15 protein-coding genes and 1 tRNA gene are annotated in these 17,691 nt (G+C 62.7%); 3 read left to right on the top strand and 13 right to left on the bottom strand.

Translation table 11 applies throughout. The annotated features are described in order from the left end of the window. Positions 1–16: 16 nt before the first annotated feature. Together D1223_RS17670 and D1223_RS17665 are read right to left on the bottom strand one after the other, a co-directional pair. A complete protein-coding gene (locus D1223_RS17670) occupies positions 17–1,276 on the bottom strand; it encodes a TCR/Tet family MFS transporter (protein ID WP_119377666.1) in 1,260 nt (419 codons plus the stop codon). 106 nt (positions 1,277–1,382) lie between these two features. Next, positions 1,383–2,234, bottom strand: a complete 852-nt coding sequence (locus D1223_RS17665; protein WP_119377665.1) for a DMT family transporter — start codon at positions 2,232–2,234, stop codon at positions 1,383–1,385. 168 nt (positions 2,235–2,402) lie between these two features. On the opposite strand from D1223_RS17665, the gene D1223_RS17660 reads away from it, so the two are divergent. Beyond that, complete coding sequence (locus D1223_RS17660; protein ID WP_119377664.1) at positions 2,403–2,969, top strand: LemA family protein; 567 nt, start codon at positions 2,403–2,405, stop codon at positions 2,967–2,969. Next, positions 2,969–4,660, top strand: a complete 1,692-nt coding sequence (locus D1223_RS17655) for a DUF2207 domain-containing protein (protein ID WP_119377663.1) — start codon at positions 2,969–2,971, stop codon at positions 4,658–4,660. The genes D1223_RS17660 and D1223_RS17655 overlap by 1 nt, the downstream gene beginning before the upstream one ends. 148 nt (positions 4,661–4,808) lie before the next feature. Here D1223_RS17655 and D1223_RS17650 read toward each other — a convergent pair whose 3' ends face one another. The 10 genes from D1223_RS17650 to D1223_RS17605 form a co-directional block, all read right to left on the bottom strand. Further along, positions 4,809–5,579 (bottom strand): crotonase/enoyl-CoA hydratase family protein, encoded by a 771-nt coding sequence (locus D1223_RS17650; RefSeq protein ID WP_119377662.1) that lies wholly within the window; start codon positions 5,577–5,579, stop codon positions 4,809–4,811. A 1-nt stretch (position 5,580) separates the two neighbouring features. Next, positions 5,581–6,504 (bottom strand): alpha/beta fold hydrolase, encoded by a 924-nt coding sequence (locus D1223_RS17645; protein WP_119377661.1) that lies wholly within the window; start codon positions 6,502–6,504, stop codon positions 5,581–5,583. Between the two features lie 169 nt (positions 6,505–6,673). Further along, positions 6,674–7,408 (bottom strand): AbiU2 domain-containing protein, encoded by a 735-nt coding sequence (locus D1223_RS17640; protein WP_119377660.1) that lies wholly within the window; start codon positions 7,406–7,408, stop codon positions 6,674–6,676. Between the two features lie 7 nt (positions 7,409–7,415). Continuing rightward, entirely contained in the window at positions 7,416–8,597 is a 1,182-nt protein-coding gene (locus D1223_RS17635) for a vWA domain-containing protein (protein ID WP_119377659.1), read from the bottom strand. Positions 8,598–8,690: 93 nt separating this feature from the next. Then, positions 8,691–9,737, bottom strand: coding sequence for a hypothetical protein (locus D1223_RS17630; RefSeq protein WP_147372895.1), 1,047 nt, complete (start codon positions 9,735–9,737; stop codon positions 8,691–8,693). A gap of 67 nt (positions 9,738–9,804) precedes the next feature. After that, a complete protein-coding gene (locus D1223_RS17625) occupies positions 9,805–10,308 on the bottom strand; it encodes a tellurite resistance TerB family protein (protein ID WP_119377657.1) in 504 nt (167 codons plus the stop codon). 12 nt (positions 10,309–10,320) lie between these two features. Further along, positions 10,321–10,953 carry an ABC transporter C-terminal domain-containing protein gene (locus D1223_RS17620; RefSeq protein ID WP_119377656.1) on the bottom strand — a complete coding sequence of 211 codons (633 nt, stop codon included), beginning with the start codon at positions 10,951–10,953 and terminating at the stop codon, positions 10,321–10,323. Positions 10,954–11,028: 75 nt separating this feature from the next. Further along, complete coding sequence (locus D1223_RS17615; protein WP_119377655.1) at positions 11,029–12,873, bottom strand: tetratricopeptide repeat protein; 1,845 nt, start codon at positions 12,871–12,873, stop codon at positions 11,029–11,031. 458 nt (positions 12,874–13,331) lie between these two features. Beyond that, positions 13,332–13,408 (bottom strand) — tRNA-Arg (locus D1223_RS17610). 50 nt (positions 13,409–13,458) lie between these two features. Then, positions 13,459–14,451 (bottom strand): P1 family peptidase, encoded by a 993-nt coding sequence (locus D1223_RS17605; protein WP_119377654.1) that lies wholly within the window; start codon positions 14,449–14,451, stop codon positions 13,459–13,461. Positions 14,452–14,529: 78 nt separating this feature from the next. On the opposite strand from D1223_RS17605, the gene ggt reads away from it, so the two are divergent. Beyond that, positions 14,530–16,317 (top strand): gamma-glutamyltransferase, encoded by a 1,788-nt coding sequence (gene ggt, locus D1223_RS17600; RefSeq protein ID WP_119377653.1) that lies wholly within the window; start codon positions 14,530–14,532, stop codon positions 16,315–16,317. On the opposite strand, the gene D1223_RS17595 is transcribed toward ggt, so the two are convergent. Continuing rightward, on the bottom strand, positions 16,314–17,681 hold the full coding sequence (locus D1223_RS17595; protein ID WP_199288230.1) for a sensor histidine kinase: 1,368 nt from the start codon (positions 17,679–17,681) through the stop codon (positions 16,314–16,316). The two genes, ggt and D1223_RS17595, sit on opposite strands and share 4 nt — an antisense overlap. Positions 17,682–17,691: the final 10 nt, after the last annotated feature.

Raw genomic sequence — 17,691 nt, 5'->3', positions numbered from 1 at the left:
AGCTGCGCCAGGGCGTCTACTCGGCCGGGGCGAGGTCTGCGACCTTGTCCCGGTTGGCGCGCACGCCCAGCATGAAGGGGACCAGCGCCACGGCCGTCAGGATCGACGCCAGCAGGAAGGCGGCGCCCGGGAAATAGACCGGCGCGCCGGGGGCCGAGAAGGCGTGCAGCGTCTGCGTCATCAGCAGCGGCGCGAGGATGATCGAGAACGCGTTGAGGCTGGCCGTGGCCCCCTGCAACTCGCCCTGCGCATTGCGCGGCGTGAGGCCGGACATGATCTGGTTCAACGACGGGCCGAACACGCCCCCGAGCGCGCTCAGCGGAAAGATGGCATAGATCATCCAGCCATTCACCGCGAAGGCGAAGAGGGCGAGCGCGAAAATCGTGATCAGTATGCCGCCGAGCGCGGTCCTCAGGGGGCCGAAAGTGTTGATCGCCGGGCCAATCAGCACGACCTGCGTCACCGCAGACCCGATCCCGACCGCGGCCAGCGACAGGCCGATCTGGGCTTCCGACCAGTCATAGCGGATGTCGGCATAGAAGTTCCAGGTCGACGGAAAGACGCTATGGGCGAACTGGAAGATGCCGAAGGTCACGATGAACCAGGCGACTTTCGGGATTTTCGAGAAGTGTTTCACCGCGCCGAAGGGGTTGGCGCGCGCGATCCGGAATGGCCGTCGATCCTCACGCGCAAGCGATTCCGGCAGGACGAAATAGCCGTACAGGAAGTTGATCAGCGACAGCGCAGCCGCCCCGAAGAAGGGCAGGCGCGTGTCGATCGAGCCGAGAAAGCCACCAAGCGCCGGGCCGACGATGAAGCCGATGCCAAACGCCGCCCCGATCATCCCGAATGCCTTGCCGCGCTCTTCCGGTTCGGTGACGTCGGCGATGTAGGCATTGGCGGTTGAGAAGGTGGCAGATGAAATACCCGTCAGGGCACGCCCGACAAAGAGCAGCCAGACACTGTCGGCCAGCCCCATGATGATGAAATCCATGCCCAGCGTCGCAATCGAGACAAGCAGGACAGGACGCCGCCCGAACCGGTCGGACAGGTTGCCGATGGTCGGCATGGCCGCAAAATTCAGGAGGCCATAAGTCGCCATCAGATACCCGCCGATGACGATGGTTTCCTCGGCCGGATTGCCCGTCAGCTCCTCGAGCAGGGAGGGCATGACGGGAATGATGATGCCGAACCCGATCATGTCCATCGCCACGCAGACGATGACGAACAGGAAAGCATTCTTCCCATGTTTTCGAATGGCGGGTGCCTCGGTCATGGGCAAGCGACATGGCCGGGATCGGTTGGCGCGTCAATCGGTGATTGGGCGCGAGGTGCTGGACTTAGTCCTTCACGGCATCGAGACGCGACAGGCAGACGAGCCCTCAGGCCGCTTTGCGGCGTGACAGGCTGGCGATGCCGACGCCGCCCAGGATGAGCGCGGTGGCGATGGCAAACCGGATCGTCAGCGGCTCGGCGAGGAAGACCATGCCTCCGGCGGCCGCAATGGCGGGAACCGAGAGCTGGGCAATGCCGGCAAGGCTCGCGGTCAGCTCGCGCAGGGCGGCGTACCAGATGGCATAGCCGAGACCGGATGTGATCGCACCGGAGGCAAGCGCATAGCCAATGCCGGCCCAGCTTGGCGTCGCCTCGCCGGCAAGCATGAAGGCAGGCAGGCTGAGCGCAAGCACGATGACACCGGCCCGCAGGAAGTTGCCGGCGGTCTGTGCGGTTGGCTGGCCCTGGCCGCGCCCGCGCAGGGAGTAGATGCCCCAGGCGACGCCGGCAGCGGCCATCAGAGCTGCGCCTTCGAGCGGCGGTGCTTCCAGGCCCGGCAGCAGCAGCCAGACAAGGCCGGTAATGGCCAGCATGAACCCGGCCCAGCGCGCTGCCGACAGCCGCTCGCCAGAGACAAGCGCCCAGCCGATCATAGTGATCTGGACCAGCGCGAACAGGATCAGCGCGCCCGTCCCTGTGGCGAGTGTCAGATAGGCGATCGAAAAGGCGGCGGCATAGACAAAGAGCGCCGCTCCCGACGCCCAGCTGCCAGACCGGATCGCGCGCACCGGCGATGCGATCAGGCCCAGCACCACGGCGCCGGACACAATGCGGATGAGCGTGAAGGTCCACGGTCCCGCCTCGCCGGTCGCCATGGCAAGCCGCGCCAGGACGGAATTCGCCGCGAACGCCGTCATGGCGAGCGCGGTGACAAGGAAGAGGCGAAGCGTGGTCGGCATCACCCGCTGCGATGCCCCAGATTGCGGCGGGTGGCCAGAGCGGGTGTGCGCTGCTCATGGCAAGTCAATTGCGGCCAGGCGGCAAGCTCGTGTCGATTCAACCCTTAACAGGCCCGCCGACTTGCCCGATAGTCGCGCCGTGGCGTCTGCAGGATAAGGGGAAAAGCCATGACGGGTGTTCTTATCATCGGCGTGATTGCCGTGGCCGCGCTGATCGGCCTGATCGTCGTTTACAACCTTCTGGTCGGAAAGCGGCAGATGGTGCGTAATGGCTGGGCTGATATCGACGTGCAGCTGAAGCGCCGCGCCAACCTCATTCCGAGCCTGGTCGAGACCGTCAAAGGCTATGCCAAGCATGAGCGCCAGCTCTTCGAGGAGATCACCGAGAAGCGCGCAAAGGCGCAGCAGGCCGGTGATGACACGCGCGAGCGCGGCGCCGCCGAAAGCGCGCTGTCGCAGCCTGTCAGCAAGCTGATGGCGGTCGCCGAAGCCTATCCCGACCTCAAGGCGAGCGATAATTTCCGCCAGCTGCAGGATGAGCTGTCAGAGACCGAAACCAAGATCGAGATGGCGCGGCGCTTCTATAATGGCGCAGTACGCGAGATGAACACGCTGATCGAGAGCTTCCCGTCCAATCTCGTGGCCGGGCCCTTCGGCTTCAGACAGGCCGACTTCTTCGAGATCGAAACCTCTGACCGGGCGCTGCCGGGCGTCGACTTCGGGGGCGAGGCCTGATGGCGCGGCTGCTCTTCGTCCTCCTCGCCAGCCTGTGTGTTGCTTTCCCGGTCCTGGCCGAGGAGGTCATCAACCGGTTCGATGTCGGGATCGAGGTCGAGACCGATGGCGACATCATCCTGACCGAGACGATCACCGTGACGGCCGAGGGCAACCAGATCCGCCGCGGCATCTTCCGCGATCTGCCGCGCTATTTCGAGAGTGACGGCGACCGGCTGCGCTATGATTACAAGGTCCTGTCCATTCAGCGCAACGGCCAGCGTGAGCCCTATGAAACCAGCACGGAGGGCAATGCCTGGCGCATCCGGATCGGTGATGAGGACCATTTCCTGAGCCGGGGCGAACATGTCTACGTCATCCGCTACCGGGTGAAGAACCAGATCCGCTATTTCGAGGACTTCGACGAGATCTACTGGAACGTCACCGGCACGTACTGGAACTTCCCGATCCTTGTCGCGAGCGCGCGGGTCATCTTGCCCGAGGGCGCCCGGATGATCGAGCAGAATGGTTATACGGGCGGGCAGGGCGACACGGGCAGCGCCTACCGGTTCAGCCGTGACGGGCGCGCCTATATGTTCGAGACGACCGAGCCGCTGCGGGTCCGGGAGGGGCTGACCATCTCCCTGACGATGGACAAGGGCGTGATCGACCCGCCGAGCGCGGCCGACAAGACCGCCCTCTGGTGGCAACGCTATGGCGCGGTCGTCATCCTGCTGACCTCGCTGTGCGGGGTGTTCTACTTCCTCTACCGCTCCTGGCAGACGGTTGGTGTCGACCCGCCCAAGGGGCCGGTCTTTGCCCGCTACGAGCCGCCGATGGGCTATTCCCCGGCCGCCGTGCACCACATCTATCATCGCGGCTTTCACCAGCATGACGCGCTGATCGCGACGCTGGTCAATCTCGGCATCAAGGGCTTTGTCGAGATCGATGCCGAAGACAAGAAGAAGACGGTGCTGACGCCGAAGACTGCCGACGGCGAAACCTTGCCCATCGAGGAGCGGCTGCTCGACCGCAAGCTGCTCTCGCACGGGACGATGACGCTTGGCGACAAGTACAACAAGACGTTCACCACCGCCTATATGGCGTTCCGCAAGCGTGTTTCGGACCGATTCGGCTCGGCCTATTTCAAATGGAATGTCGGCTACACGATCTTCGCCGTGTTGCTGTCGGGCGCGGCGATTGCCTGGGCGATCATCCAGGCGCCGGGCTGGACGCTGGCGATGACGCTGCTGGTTGGGGCGCTGGTCATCCTGAACGGTGTTTTCATGTACCTGATGCCGGCGCCGACCCCGAAGGGCCAGGATGTCCGCACGGAGATTGAGGGCTTCAAGCTCTACCTGGAAAAGGCCGAGAAACTGCAGCTCAACGCCTTCGAGGTCGGCTCAGGCCAGGAGCCGCCAATGACGGTGGAGCGCTACGAGAAGTTCCTGCCCTATGCGATCGCGCTCGGCGTCGAAGAGCCATGGACGAAGCATTTCGAAAAGCTCCTGCCGGAAGAGGCAGCGGCCTATAATCCGGGCTGGAGCCATATGGGCCGGCACGGTTCCTTTGCCAGCATGAACAAGTCGATGGTCTCGACGATGAGTTCGGCGGTCACCAGCTCCATGCCGCAAAGCTCCAGCTCGTCCGGCTCGGGCGGTGGCGGCTTCTCCGGCGGCGGCGGTGGCGGCGGCGGCGGGGGCGGCTGGTAAAAACGCGCCTCTGCGGCAGGGCAGCCGAATGGTTCTCCTTGAGACGTTCGCGCATACGCCCGCGTGGTTCGACTTCGCTCACCATGCGGGCTCTGGAACGGCGAGGCTTGCGCCCCCTCCCCTCAGGGGAGGGTCGGGGTGGGGCCGCTCAGAATTCCCCGTGCCGACCCTTGCCGGATGAGAAGGCCGTTGCGCCCTTGGCCGTCTCGCCGGAGCGGATGACGTCCATGCCGCCGGAAATCTCGGCCATCAGGGCGGTCTTCTCGTCGAGGCTCCACTGGTCGAGCGCCGAACGACGGTCGGCCCGCATGCAGAGCTGCGGGAAGCCGGCGATCTGGCTTGCCAGTGCCTTTGCGGCCTTGAGCGCACCGCCCGCCTCGGCCCGCCGGTTGGCGAGGCCCATCGCCATCGCCTCGTCGGGGGCGACCTCCCGGCCGGTCAGGATCATGTCCATCGCATGCGAGTGGCCGATGAGGCGCGGCAGGCGGACGGTTCCGCCATCGATCAGCGGTACACCGAAGCGCCGGCAGAAGACGCCGAAACGCGCCGTCTCGGAGATGACCCGCAGGTCGCACCAGAGCGCCAGCTCCAGTCCGCCTGCCACGGCGTAGCCCTCAACCGCCGCAATGACAGGCTTGCCGAGGCTTAACCGCGTCGGCCCCATCGGCCCCATATCGCCGCGCGCGGTGGTGACGTTGCCATTGCCCTCGGAGACGGCTTTCAGGTCCGCCCCGGCGCAGAAATTTCCCGCCGCGCCGGTCAGGATGGCGACCGAAAGCACCCCGTCGTCATTGAAAGCGTTGAAGGCGTCATAGAGCGCCTGCGCCGTGTCGCGGTCGACCGCATTGCGGGCCGCCGGCCGGTTTATGGTAACGGTGAAGATGTCGCCATCGCGCGCAGTCAGGACGGTATCGGCCATCTCAGTTCACATCCGCGCGGGCCTCTTCCGGCACATGCTTGCCGAGGAAGGGGACGATCCGGTTGAGCAGGACAGGCACCATCTTCTCCGGCAGGTCATGGCCCCATTTCTCGATGATCTCGATCTCGGCGCCGGGGATGCGCTCGGCAATGTCCTGGCCGGCGGCGGGACGAATCAGGGGGTCTTGCGCGCCGTGCAGGACGAGGGTGGGGTGCGAGACGCCGGCCAGCCGTTCGTGCCAGCGCGGCTGGGCGAGGATGGCGGCATATTGCCGGGCAACGCCCATCGGCCGGTCGGAGCGCTCGAACGCCCGGATGGCCATGGCTTTCACGGCCTCATCGGAATTGCGGACGGTTTCATGCGAGCCGATGACCCGGCGCGACTGAGCGGCAAGATCGCCGATGGCGTCGGCGTTGCGCACCTCCGGAACGGCTGTCAGCGCCTGCTGTGCTTCGGGCGTGGCTGGCGGAAGGGCCGGATCGCCTGACGTCGTCATGACGGGGATGAGGGTGCGCACGCGCTCTGGATGGTTGAGCGCCATCAGCTGGACAATCATGCCGCCCATGGAAAAGCCCATGACATCTGCCTTGTTGGCGCCGAGCGCCTGGACCAGTCCGGCCGCGTCGGCGGCCATGTCGTTGAGGATGTAGGGCACCTTCTCATGCATTGGCTCGCCGGCCATGACGCCCTTGACGATGTCGCGCGGGGCTGGCGGCACCTCATTGGTGAACTCGGTCGACAGGCCGATGTCGCGATTGTCGAAGATCACCACGCGGCGCCCGGCCTCCGCAAGGCCTTGCTTGAAGGCGTCCGGCCAGGTGATCATCTGCCCGGAAAAGCCGGAAACCAGCAGCAGCATCGGGTCGTCCGGCTTGCCGTATTCCTCGTATTCGATCTCGATTCCGTTGGCTTCGATGCGCGGCATATGTCTCTCCCTGTTTGTGCAACAGACTAGGCGTGTCAGCACAAAGCTCAAGCGCTCCAAGTGTGAGGCTATGTTCGGACGGAGACCTTGTTAGTCGTATTTCTGGATTAGGCGGATCCACACTCGCTCACTTGCCGAGCGATGTATGTGATCAGTTCGCGGAATTGGATTACGTTTTTTGCGCTCTCTGTAGCATTTCCTGAAACTTCTGCGCCTGCCGCTTTGGTTGCTCTTGAGCGCCCAATTCGACGGCGTCCCAGAATTTATCGAATTTCCGTAGATATTGGCTCTCCAACTCATCCACGACCAACGTGGAATGTTGCAGCACCAAATACAATGCAGCGATTACTTTGCCGGCTGCGGTCAAAGCATCTTCAACATCTGAGACCTTCGGTACGTCTGCTTTCGATTTGAGGGAATGAGCGAGCACCTTGTTTCGGTGACTTCTGATCGTTTTCAGGCTACGTGATGCGATAAATTCATCAATAAGTGTCAAAGTATAGATAAATTGGCCACAATATCGCAGCAACTCGACTTGACACGAGCGACCATGAATCAAATTGCCTGGATCAGCGAAGAATGCCTCGGCATTCTCCAGAAAAAGGTTGCGATGCTTTTCCATGTCCCGGCGCAACAGGCAAATGTTCAGCCGGTCGTCAGATACACTGTCTGTCAATCTACATATAGAAAGAATGCAATCACTAATTGACAGATTTTGAATAGCGTTGAACGAGAAACCAAGGTTCGCTTTGTTCACGATTTCATGGAGTGATCTTTTGGGGCTATCGAAAGGCCCATTGCTTGAAATGAACAGTGACCAGCTTTGGCGTGCTCTATAAAAATCACTGGCGCTTTGTTTCAGCGCTTTTTCTGTGCGCGTTTCCAGAGCTTGCTTTTGGGTCATCTACCTATTACCGGCTCAGCTCTTTCATCGCCTCTTCGAGGCCCTTGATGGTCAGCTCGAACATGCGTCCCGGTCCGATCAGCTCGTTGATGAGCTTGATCGAGCCGGTGTACTCCCAGGCGCCGGACTTGACCGGGTTCAGCCAGACAAGGTTCGGGAATTGCTGCACGATGCGCTGGATCCAGACACCGCCGGCTTCCTCGTTCCAGTGCTCGACCGAGCCGCCCGCATAGGTGATCTCATACGGGCTCATCGTGGCGTCGCCGACAATGATGACCTTGTAGTCCGAGGGGTATTTGTGCAGCACGTCCCAGGTCGGGATGCGCTCGTTCATGCGGCGGCGATTGTCCTTCCAGAGGCCTTCATACGGGCAGTTGTGGAAGTAGAAATATTCGAGGTTCTTGATCTCCGAACGCGCGGCCGAGAACAGCTCTTCCATGACCTTGACGTGCGGGTCCATCGAGCCGCCGACATCCATCAGCAGCAGCACCGAGACCGTGTTGCGCTTTTCCGGGCGCATCTCGATGTCGAGATAGCCCTGCTTGGCGGTGTTGCGGATGGTGGCATCGAGGTCGAGTTCCTCGTCGGCGCCCTCGCGCGCCCATTTGCGCAGCCGCTTCATCGCGACCTTGATGTTGCGCGTGCCCAGCTCGACGCTGTCATCGTAATTCTTGAATTCGCGCTTGTCCCAGACTTTTACGGCCCGGCGGTGGCGGGACTTTTCCTGCCCGATGCGCACGCCTTCGGGATTGTAGCCATTCGCGCCGAAGGGCGAGGTGCCGCCCGTACCGATCCATTTGTTGCCGCCCTCATGGCGCTTCTTCTGCTCTTCGAGGCGCTCTTTCAGCGTCTCCATCAGCTTCTCGAAGCCGCCCATCGCCTCGATCTCGTCCATCTCCTCCTTGGTGAGGAATTTCTCCGACATCTTGCGCAGCCACTCTTCCGGCAGGTCCTGCACGTCGACGGCGTCCTGCATGGTGTCGAGGCCCTTGAAGACGTGGGAGAAGACGCGGTCGAACTTGTCGAGGTTGCGCTCATCCTTCACCAGCGCGGCGCGGGAGAGATAGTAGAAGTCCTCGACGTCCATGCCGATGACATCCTTGTCCATCGCCTCGAGCAGTGTGAGGTATTCCTTGAGCGTGACGGGCACTTTCTGCTGACGCAGCTCGTTGAAGAATTTCATGAACATGGGCGGCGGCTCTCCATTCTCTGTGTCAGACAGTAGCGCGCGTCAGCCCTATGTCCAAGGGCTGACGCGGCGCAAGAGGGCGCGTGCTCTCGACTAATCAGCTGCCCTATTCACCAAATCTTGGGCCAATTCCAGTCTTTCGTCGAAAAGCGCCCACCTAGTGTCTTCCAATACCACTATTTTCTGATCCAATTTCTCAATTTCATCGCTGGGAAAAGGATCCGGCATTGTTTCGTAAAGTGTTAGTTGGCGTCGATATTTGTCGGCGATATCCTGTTCAGTTGACCAAGCCTGCGAAAATGAATCGTTCAGTTGCAAAACCAGATCAATCAGCTCTCGTTCTTGAGCCGTAGCACCAAGGCTCAGGTGGCTGTATTCGGATTTCATTTCTTCGTTTGCGGCCAAGCCAGCGGCTTTAGTATTCTGAAAGTTGTCCAGTTCAGCCTTAGATCGATCAATCAGCTGAAAGTAGCGGTCTACATCATCGTCGGAGCCGTAGTAAAATATGTGATCGAGTTCAAACAAGTTTGCGAACACGTTACTCTGGTGCTCCCAAGAACGAAGAATAAAAACATTCGGATGTTCTTCACCCAACATCGCAATATCCCCTCGCAGGGATAGGTTTGAGAGTTGGGTCACAATCCTAATCTTGTCGACCATGATCTCCGAATAGTACGCCTCAGTTTCAGCATCGAGAGACGGAGCACTTATGAAGAAATCATTGGTCGTATCGAACAGCGCCTCCAGCTGGCGAAACATGCCATCGAGTTCAGTTTCATACTGTTCAATTCTTGTTGCCCAACTAGATTCGCCATATTCTCGATTGACGATTTCACGTACTTGGCTTTTTGCGAAGCGCAGATTGCTCTTAAGTTTATCGCGCTTTCTAGTTACTTCGCTGAGGTAGGTGGACTTGGTAATCTCTCCTTGGTCAAGCGACACAAGAAGCGGAAGCAGCTCCTCCAACTCGTTAACAGTTGGAATTAGTTCATTCCAAACATCATTTATTTCAACAAATGCGCCAATTATTTTTTGTTGTTCGTTCGGATCAGATGGAAAACTCTGTCCCGAAGCCGGTGAACAAATTAGCAATGCTGAGGATATAACCAAAGCTGAGGCTCTTCGCACAAAACGAACCATTGAGAACTCCTGACCTTTCGATCAGCCTACACTCTTAGGTTGCAACATCAACTGGTGGATACGAAACCTAGTAGCGGTTCTTGATCAGCATCACCGCGCGGATTGCCTTCACCATTTCCGGCTCGAGGTGCATGTATTCCTCGATCTGCTTGAGGAAGGTTTCCTCGCCCTCGCGCAGCTGGCGGTCGGCCAGGACGATGTCGACGCAGTGGGCATAGACCGACAGGCGCATGTCGGCCGGCAGGGTGAGACAGGCTTCTCGCAGGCCTTCGTTCCGCTCGCCCATGCGCTCGTTCACCGTCTGGTTCACCGCGGCCATCTGCTGTGGGCTCAGCCGCTTCATCGTGCGTGAGCGTTTGACCAGCGCAGCGATCTCCTCGCGTTCCTCCGGGGCGATGCTGCCGTCGGAGAAGGCCGCTTCCAGCAGCAGGCACAAGAACGCCTCGGGGATCGTCCAGTCGGACTCGCCGCTCTCGTTGAACTCCTGCTCGAGCTTTTCGATATCGGGAAAGGCATTGCTGCCGGACTCGATCTCTTCGGCTTTGTCGAAGAGCATTTTGACATCACTCATGGCTCTGTTTCCTCAGCAATTTTCCGGGTCCGAACAAGGCGGTGGCGGATTGCGGGCTGGCCAGGAGGCGACCCATTCCACCCGGTCTTCAAGGACCTTGAGATAGGCTTCGAGTTCGTCTTCCACGCGGGACACCCAGTCGGTATCGTTTTCCGGCTCCGGGATTTCGCGGGCGCTCGCCGGCATGCGCTGGCGTTCCGGCTGGGCGATCAGGCGTTCTATCTCGGCCTTCTGCTCGGCAATCTGCTGTTCCAGTTCGGCCAGTCTACCATAAGACCCGAAATTCGCGACCTGGGCTTCGAGCGCGGCGATCTTTTCCTCATAGCTGGCGATCTGCTCCTGCTCCTGGTTCTCTTCGAACTCCTTGATCATGCCGGCCAGCCGGGCATTTTCTTCCTGCAGCGCGGCGATCTGCGAATTCGTCGTGCCCCCGCCGCCACCGCCGCTCGACGAGGATGCGAACCAGACGATGCCGCCGGCCACCGCGGCGGCGATGAAGGCGACGATGATCACACCGATCGCGGAAATCCCTCCGCCGGATGGCCCGCCATTATTGTGATGACCGGGCGGTTCCTGAACGGGTGTTGGAAACAGTGTGCGGTCTTCGTAAAGCGCCGGCGTGTGTCCGGGCGGCTGATTAGACATGGTCCCCTCCTGCTGAGCCTGAAGCTGTGACTCTCTGCATTCTGATCGTCGCGTAAATGGGTTTCAACCGGCGCCTCAGGTGCATAGTCGTGACCTGTAGAAATCGAGGAAGTCACGCGCGGCCGAATAGTCGGTGGACGTGATGCCATTGGCTTCGGGCAGGTAGAATGTGTAGTTGCCGCCGCAGGCTAGCGTCGCCTCCTTCAGGTAAAGGAGGATGGCGCGGGTCTTCACCGGCGGCAGGCTGTCCTCAAGCGGCCAGTCATAATCGGTGATGTGATCAGGACCGGTCACGTCGAGCGCGCGGTTGATATGGTCGCGCGCCGTGCGGCGGATCTGGGCGGCCGTGCTCGCGCCGGCATACTGCGCGCGGCGCATGTCGAACATGGCCTGCAGGAGAAGGCTGCCCGTGCTGGCCCCGAGGTCGCAGGTGCGGGCGTTGCGGCTGGCCGTCACGCTGGACCCGCCGCGATAGATCCGGGCAATGCAAAGCTCGCGCGGATAGTCCGGATTGGCCTTGTCGAGGTCGGCGGCCCGTTCGATATAGCCGATCGCCTGTTCGAGGTTCCCGCCGGGACGCGACGCACCGAGACGCGCCAGGGCGCCATAGGCTTCGGCTTTCAGCAGGTCGCTGCCTGTGGTCGAGGGTTGCACGACGCGCTTGAAGCCGGTCTCGGCGCCGTTCCAGTTCTCGTGCGCCATGTCGTGACGCGCCAGCTCCATATTGGCTTCGCCAGAAGCAGGCGCGGCATTCACGGCCTGCTGCAGCAGCGCCCGGACATCGCCCGGCCCGTAAATCGACATGCGCTCGCGGACATCGGCCTGTTCGAGCAGGGCCGCAGACAGCGCCTCGCCGGAGGCATTCTCCGATTGCAGGCGGGAGATACCGCGCGCGAAATTCTCGTCGGCACATTGCCAGTCGCGGCTCGCCTTGCACGAGCGGGCGAGCACAAGGAACGTCTCGGCGGAATCGGCGAGCTGGGCGGCCGCCTGATAGTCGGCAATCGCAGCCTGGGCGGATGTGCCGTTGAGGCTGGCGATGCGGCTGCGCGCGGCACCGCGGCCCATATAGGCCGCTGCTTTCTGGCTGGCCTGCGTGCTGAGCGCGAGGGCGTCGGAAAAGGCATTTTCGGCCCGGCCGAGCTGTGCGAGGTCGTTCGCCGCCGTGCCGCCGTCGAGATAGATCTGGCCAAGCCCGAGGGGGGCCTCGGCATTCGTCGGATCGGCATCGCGCGCGAGGTTGAAGTAGCGGATCGCCTGCACGACATCCGCCGCGCCGCCACGCTCAAGCGCGTCATGGGCAAGCCGTGTCGTCAGGCCTGCCAGGTTGGCGCGCGCCGTGGCCGGGGCCGGCCCGGCGAGCGGGCTGCTGGCGACCGTCTGATAGGCTCGGATCGCCGCTTCGCTGTCGCCCGGCCGGTTGCGCGCTTCATAGAGGTCTCCCAGCGCCAGGTGATAGCGGTCATAAAGCGGCTCGCGGCTGACACTCGCTAGCCGGGCGGCAATCGCCTCACCATCGGCCAGGTGGCCGATCGCCTTCGACAGGCAGTCGAGCCGGCTCGCGCAACGGTTCGAGAAGGATGATGTCGGTGACTGGGTGTAGGCCTCCGCCAGGCCCCGATAGGCATCTGCAGCCAGCATCAGCCGCTCCAGCTGGAACTGCCGGCGCTGGGCCAGCCAGTCGCGCTGGTCTTCCTCGGACAGGCCGTTCGGCGGCGTGGTCAGCCAGCGGTCGGACGTTGCCAGTTCGTTGAAGGAACGCTCGACCATGTCGGCAGCCGCGGCGCTGTCGCCGAGCACGTCATAGGCGTTGGCGGCGTGATAATAGGACAGCCCGGCTTCCCGGCCCAAAATGTCTGAATCGTCGGCGCGGTCACGGCACCGCCGCGCAACGTCTTCCGCCGTCCCTGACGGTGCCACCCATTCCGTGCATCCTGCTGATGCAGTCTGCGTCTGTGCCTGGACCGGCGCGCTCTCGCATGCCGAAAGTGCAATCGCAGACCCCGCCATAACCAGTCCCAGGAACCCGGACCTTGTTGGAAATCGAACCCTGATCAAAAGCGTCACCCCTGACTATTAACCATAATGGTTGTAACGGGCGGATCGTCCGCAGGTAAAGACGTTACCAAGCCGCAATGATCGCATTTTGTCGCGTGAGGGCTCGGAAGGGTTGCTTCTCTGTAGCCTGAAACTGCTGTGATTACAGCAGTTAAGCGGTCTAATTCGATCAGGGAAAGCCCCTTGAGAATTGTCGAATATTCCGGCCAGTCCGATTGGAAATCCGGGCCCCGCGCACAGAATTCAAGCACAGGCGCGACTGCGCTGGCGGAGCGCGGCGTTAATCATTGACGCTGCGGTGGATTGTCATGGAAGCGAAATGGCACACCCGAGAGGATTCGAACCTCTGACCCCCAGATTCGTAGTCTGGTGCTCTATCCAGCTGAGCTACGGGTGCTCCGTTTCGAGGGCGGACACATAGCGGCGCGCCGCGCCCGATGCAAGCGCTTATGCTGCACTCTTCTGATCTGCCTCATATACCCCGCGCGCAATGGCCCGGGCAAGGGTCGAGGCGGCAAGTTCACCGATCCGCGTGAGCTGTATCGGTGTTGGTTCCTCCAGCGCGACGCGGCCGGTGGAGAGCACGAACAGGGCGTCGCCATCGAAGGGAGCGAAGACGGGGCGGATGGCGCGCGCAAAGCCGGCCAGCGCGATCTGCGAGACCCGCTGCGCCTGCGCCGGCGTCAGGGCGACATCGGTTGCAATACAGGCAATGGTGGTGTTCTGGCCGGGCTGCGGGTTCATCTTGGCGTCGCCCCATTCCTCCGGATCGCACTCATAGTCGGCGCCCGGACGGTGCCCGCCAAATTCGCCATTGAGTTCGTAGGGCCAGGCCCAGAAGCTGGTCGTGCCGGGCATGAAGACAGAACCGAAGCAGTTGACCCCCGCAATCGCCCCGACGGTAAAGCCGTCATTCGTGCGCAGCGAGGCCGAGCCGAGCCCGCCGGCATGCGCGCCGGCATTGGCGCCGAGGCCGCAGCCGACATTGCCGAGCGGGAAACTCGCCGCGCGATTCTCGAAGGCTTCCTCGCCGAGCGCGCGATAGGGCGGGGCCTCGCCCCAGGCCTTGTTGCCGCCATTGGCGAGGTCATAGAGGATCGCAGACGGCACGATCGGCGTCTTGGGCACGCCCGGCAGGTCCTTCAGGCCATAGCCGCGCCCCATCGCGCCAAGCTTTGCCGTGACCCCGTCAGCGGCGGCGAGGCCGTAGGCGCTGCCGCCCGACAGGACGATCGCGTCGACCTGCTCGACCATGGTGTCGGCGCGCAGGAGGTCTGTCTCTCGGGTGCCGGGCCCGCCGCCAGCCACCGAACAGGCCGCCGTGGAGGGCTCATCCGCCACGATGACCGTTGTTCCGGTGAGGACGTCCCTGTCCTCGGCATTGCCCACGGTCAGGCCGGGGACATCGGTAATCAGGTTTCGCGGTCCGGGTCGTGACATGTGCAGTAAACCACCTTTACTTTGAGGATTGAATCCGGTCGGTAGCCTTGAACCACAGAACAGGAACGGCGCCCAAGCATGAAACAGCCTTTTTTCCTCTCCGCAGTGATTTCTCTTGCAGCGGCCGCCGCGTGCCAGCCCGCGCCTGAGGCACCGCCACCGGCCGAGAACACGGTTGCCGATGCCCCGGTCGAACCGGCAGAGGAGACGCGCAGCTGGACCAGGGGCGCGATGGTGGCGGCAGCCGATCCGCGCGCGGTGGAAGCTGGCCTCGAGATCCTGCAGGCGGGCGGCAACGCGATCGATGCGGCCATCGCCGTTCATACTGTCCTCGGCCTTGTCGAGCCGCAGAGCTCGGGCCTCGGCGGGGGCGGTTTCCTTGTCTATTACGATTTCCAGGATGACCGGCTGAGCGTCTATGACGGGCGCGAGACGGCGCCGGCGGCCGCCGATGAAAACCTGTTTGTCATTGACGGAGAGGTGCTGGATTTCGTCCCGGCCTGGCAATCGGGCCGCTCGCCGGGCGTGCCGGGCATCGTCTCCCTCTACAAGACCGCGCATGACGCCGAAGGGCAGGCCGACTGGGCAAGCGTGTTCCAGCCGGCCATCGACCTGGCGACGCAGGGCTTCGAAGTCTCGCCCCGGCTGGCGGGCTTCCTGGCCAATCCGCAGATCCGCGCGGCGACGCGCCTTGATGATCATGAGGCGAGCGCCGCCTATTTCTATCCGGATGGCGAGCCGCTTGCGACGGGCGCGGTGCGCACCAACCAGCCCTATGCCGACATATTGACGGCGGTGGCGAAAGAGGGCCCGGACGCCTTCTACAAGGGCGCCAACGCAGAAGCGATTGTCGCGACCGTGGCCGAGGAGCCGCTGCCCGGCGAAATGACGGTGGAGGATATTGCCAGCTATGAAGCCAAGGTCCGCCCGGCCTTGTGCGGCGACCATGACCGGATCCGCATCTGTTCGGCGCCGCCGCCGGCCTCGGGCGGTGTTACCCAGAACATGATCTACGGGCTCTACAACCGGGCCCTGCCGAACAATATGGACCTCGCTGAAGAGGACGTCCTGCTCGCCTGGGTCGAGGCCCAGCGGCTCGCCTATGCCGACCGCGACCATTACGTCGCCGATGCCGACTTCGTGAAAGTGCCGGCCGAGGACCTGATCAATCCGGACTATCTCGATGCTCGCGTGGGCCAGATGGCCCCGATGGATGCCACCCAGCAGCCCGGCGATCCCGGCGAAGTGCTGGGCCGCGGCCCGATGATCGGGATGTGGGGCCGCGACATGACCGAGGAGAAGGGCGGCACGACGCACATCTCCATCGTCGACCAGTATGGCAACGCCGTCTCTTTCACCGCCACCGTCGAGGCGCCCTTCGGCAATTCGCGCATGGTGAACGGCTACCTGCTCAACAATGAGCTGACGGACTTCTCCCGCCAGCCGCGCATCAATGGTAAGCTCGTCGCCAATGCGCCGGACGCTGGCAAGCGCCCGCGCTCATCGCTCTCGCCGAGCATTGTCTTCGACGAGAATGGCGACCTCCTGCTCGTTACCGGTTCGCCGGGCGGCAATTCCATCGTCGCCTATGTGTCGAAGACCATCATCGGCATCCTCGAATGGAACCTCTCCGTCCAGGAGGCGATCGACCTGCCGAACGTGATCGCGCGCGGCAAGGAGGTGCGGGTCGAGACCGGCGTGCCGAAGGGCCAGGAATGGGCCGATACGCTGTCGGCGATGGGCTATGAGGTGCAGGAGCGCGAAGGCGAGAATTCCGGGCTCAACACCATCCTTGTGCGCGATGACGGCCTCGAAGGCGGCTCCGACCGGCGCCGCGAGGGCGTTGCAAGAGGCTTCAGGCCCTAGGGCAGGACCAGCCGGAAACAGGTGCCTTCCGGGCCGGTCTCGATCAGTTCGAGATCGCCGCCCATGGACCGAGCGAGATCGCGCGAGAGTGCAAGGCCGAGGCCTGAGCCGTCGCGGCGGGACGAGGCGGCGAAAGGCTTGAACAGGTTTTCCAGCGTCTTGGCCGGCAGGCCAGGCCCCCTGTCGCAGATTTCGAGGCCCTTCTCGCATTGGCGGACCATGACCTCCCCATGACCGTCCTGGGCTTCGGCGGCATTGCGGATCAGGTTGGCGAGGATGCGGTGAAGATGGTCCGGATCGGCAGTCGCGTCGGTATGGTCCGGCACAGTATTTTCGAACCGTGTATCGGGCTGCTGGCTGAGCGCTTCCTGCGCCGCTTCTGTCGTGGCCTGATGCAGGTTCACCGTCTGCAGCCGCGGCTCCGGCGTATTGGACCGGCCATATTTCAGCGTCTCGCTGGCGAGCTTGATCGCCCGCTCCAGCGCCCGCTCGAGCCGGGGAACCGAGCGCTGTACGCGCGGGTCGTCCGAGGTTGAGAGCGCATCGGAGGCCAGCTGCGCGGTCGCTAGCGTGTTGCGCAGGTCGTGGTTGATCTTTGCTACCGCCTCGCCGAGCAGGGCGAGGCGTTCGCGCTGGCGCAGCGTGTCGGAGACGGCGCTCTCCATGTCGGCAAGGGCGTTCTGTGCCAGGCCGATCTCGTCGCGCCGCGGGGTGGGCGAGAGGCGTTTGGTCCAGGAGGCCGGGTCCTTCTGGAACTGGATGACAGACGCGGTGACCCGCTGCATCGGCCGCACGACCAGGAAGAAGAGCAGGAGGTAGATGATCCCGCCGGCGGTCAGCGAGATGAGTAGCGACAGGCCGAGGATGCGCCAGCCGAAGGCGATGAGGCCATGCTTCAGCGGGGATTCCGGGACGACGATTTCCAGCACACGCCCCGGCGCCGACCCCATGGCGCGGATGATCAGCATCCGGTCATCCGGCGCGCCCCATGTCGCAATCGTCTCGCCGATCGCGCCCAGCATGCCTTCTTCCATCAGGTCGATCTGCTTGGTCGGCCCATCGAGCGGCATGGTCGGCGGCAGGATCTGCTCGCGCATATCGTCGCTGAGCTCGGCAACGGCCAGCACTTCGGCGCGCTCCAGCAGCTCGTTGGACAGCTCTTCCGATACCATCCGGCTGGGGGCCGCTTCCAGTGAGAGGGCGGCGATGCGGGCGGCCTGGATGCGCTCGTTCAGCCAGTTCTGACGGTAGCTCGCCGCGCTTGGCAGGAAGACGACGAATTCGACGACGAGGATGGCGAAGATGGTGACAACGAACAGCCGTGCCGACAGGCTTTCAAACCAGCTGGATCGGCCGTTTCGCACGGAAGATGAC

This window comes from Henriciella mobilis, from assembly GCF_003576285.1.
GTDB classification, from domain to species: Bacteria; Pseudomonadota; Alphaproteobacteria; order Caulobacterales; family Hyphomonadaceae; genus Henriciella; species Henriciella mobilis.
Note: the sequence above shows the minus strand (reverse complement) of the source record. Positions and strands in the feature narration are given on the sequence as shown.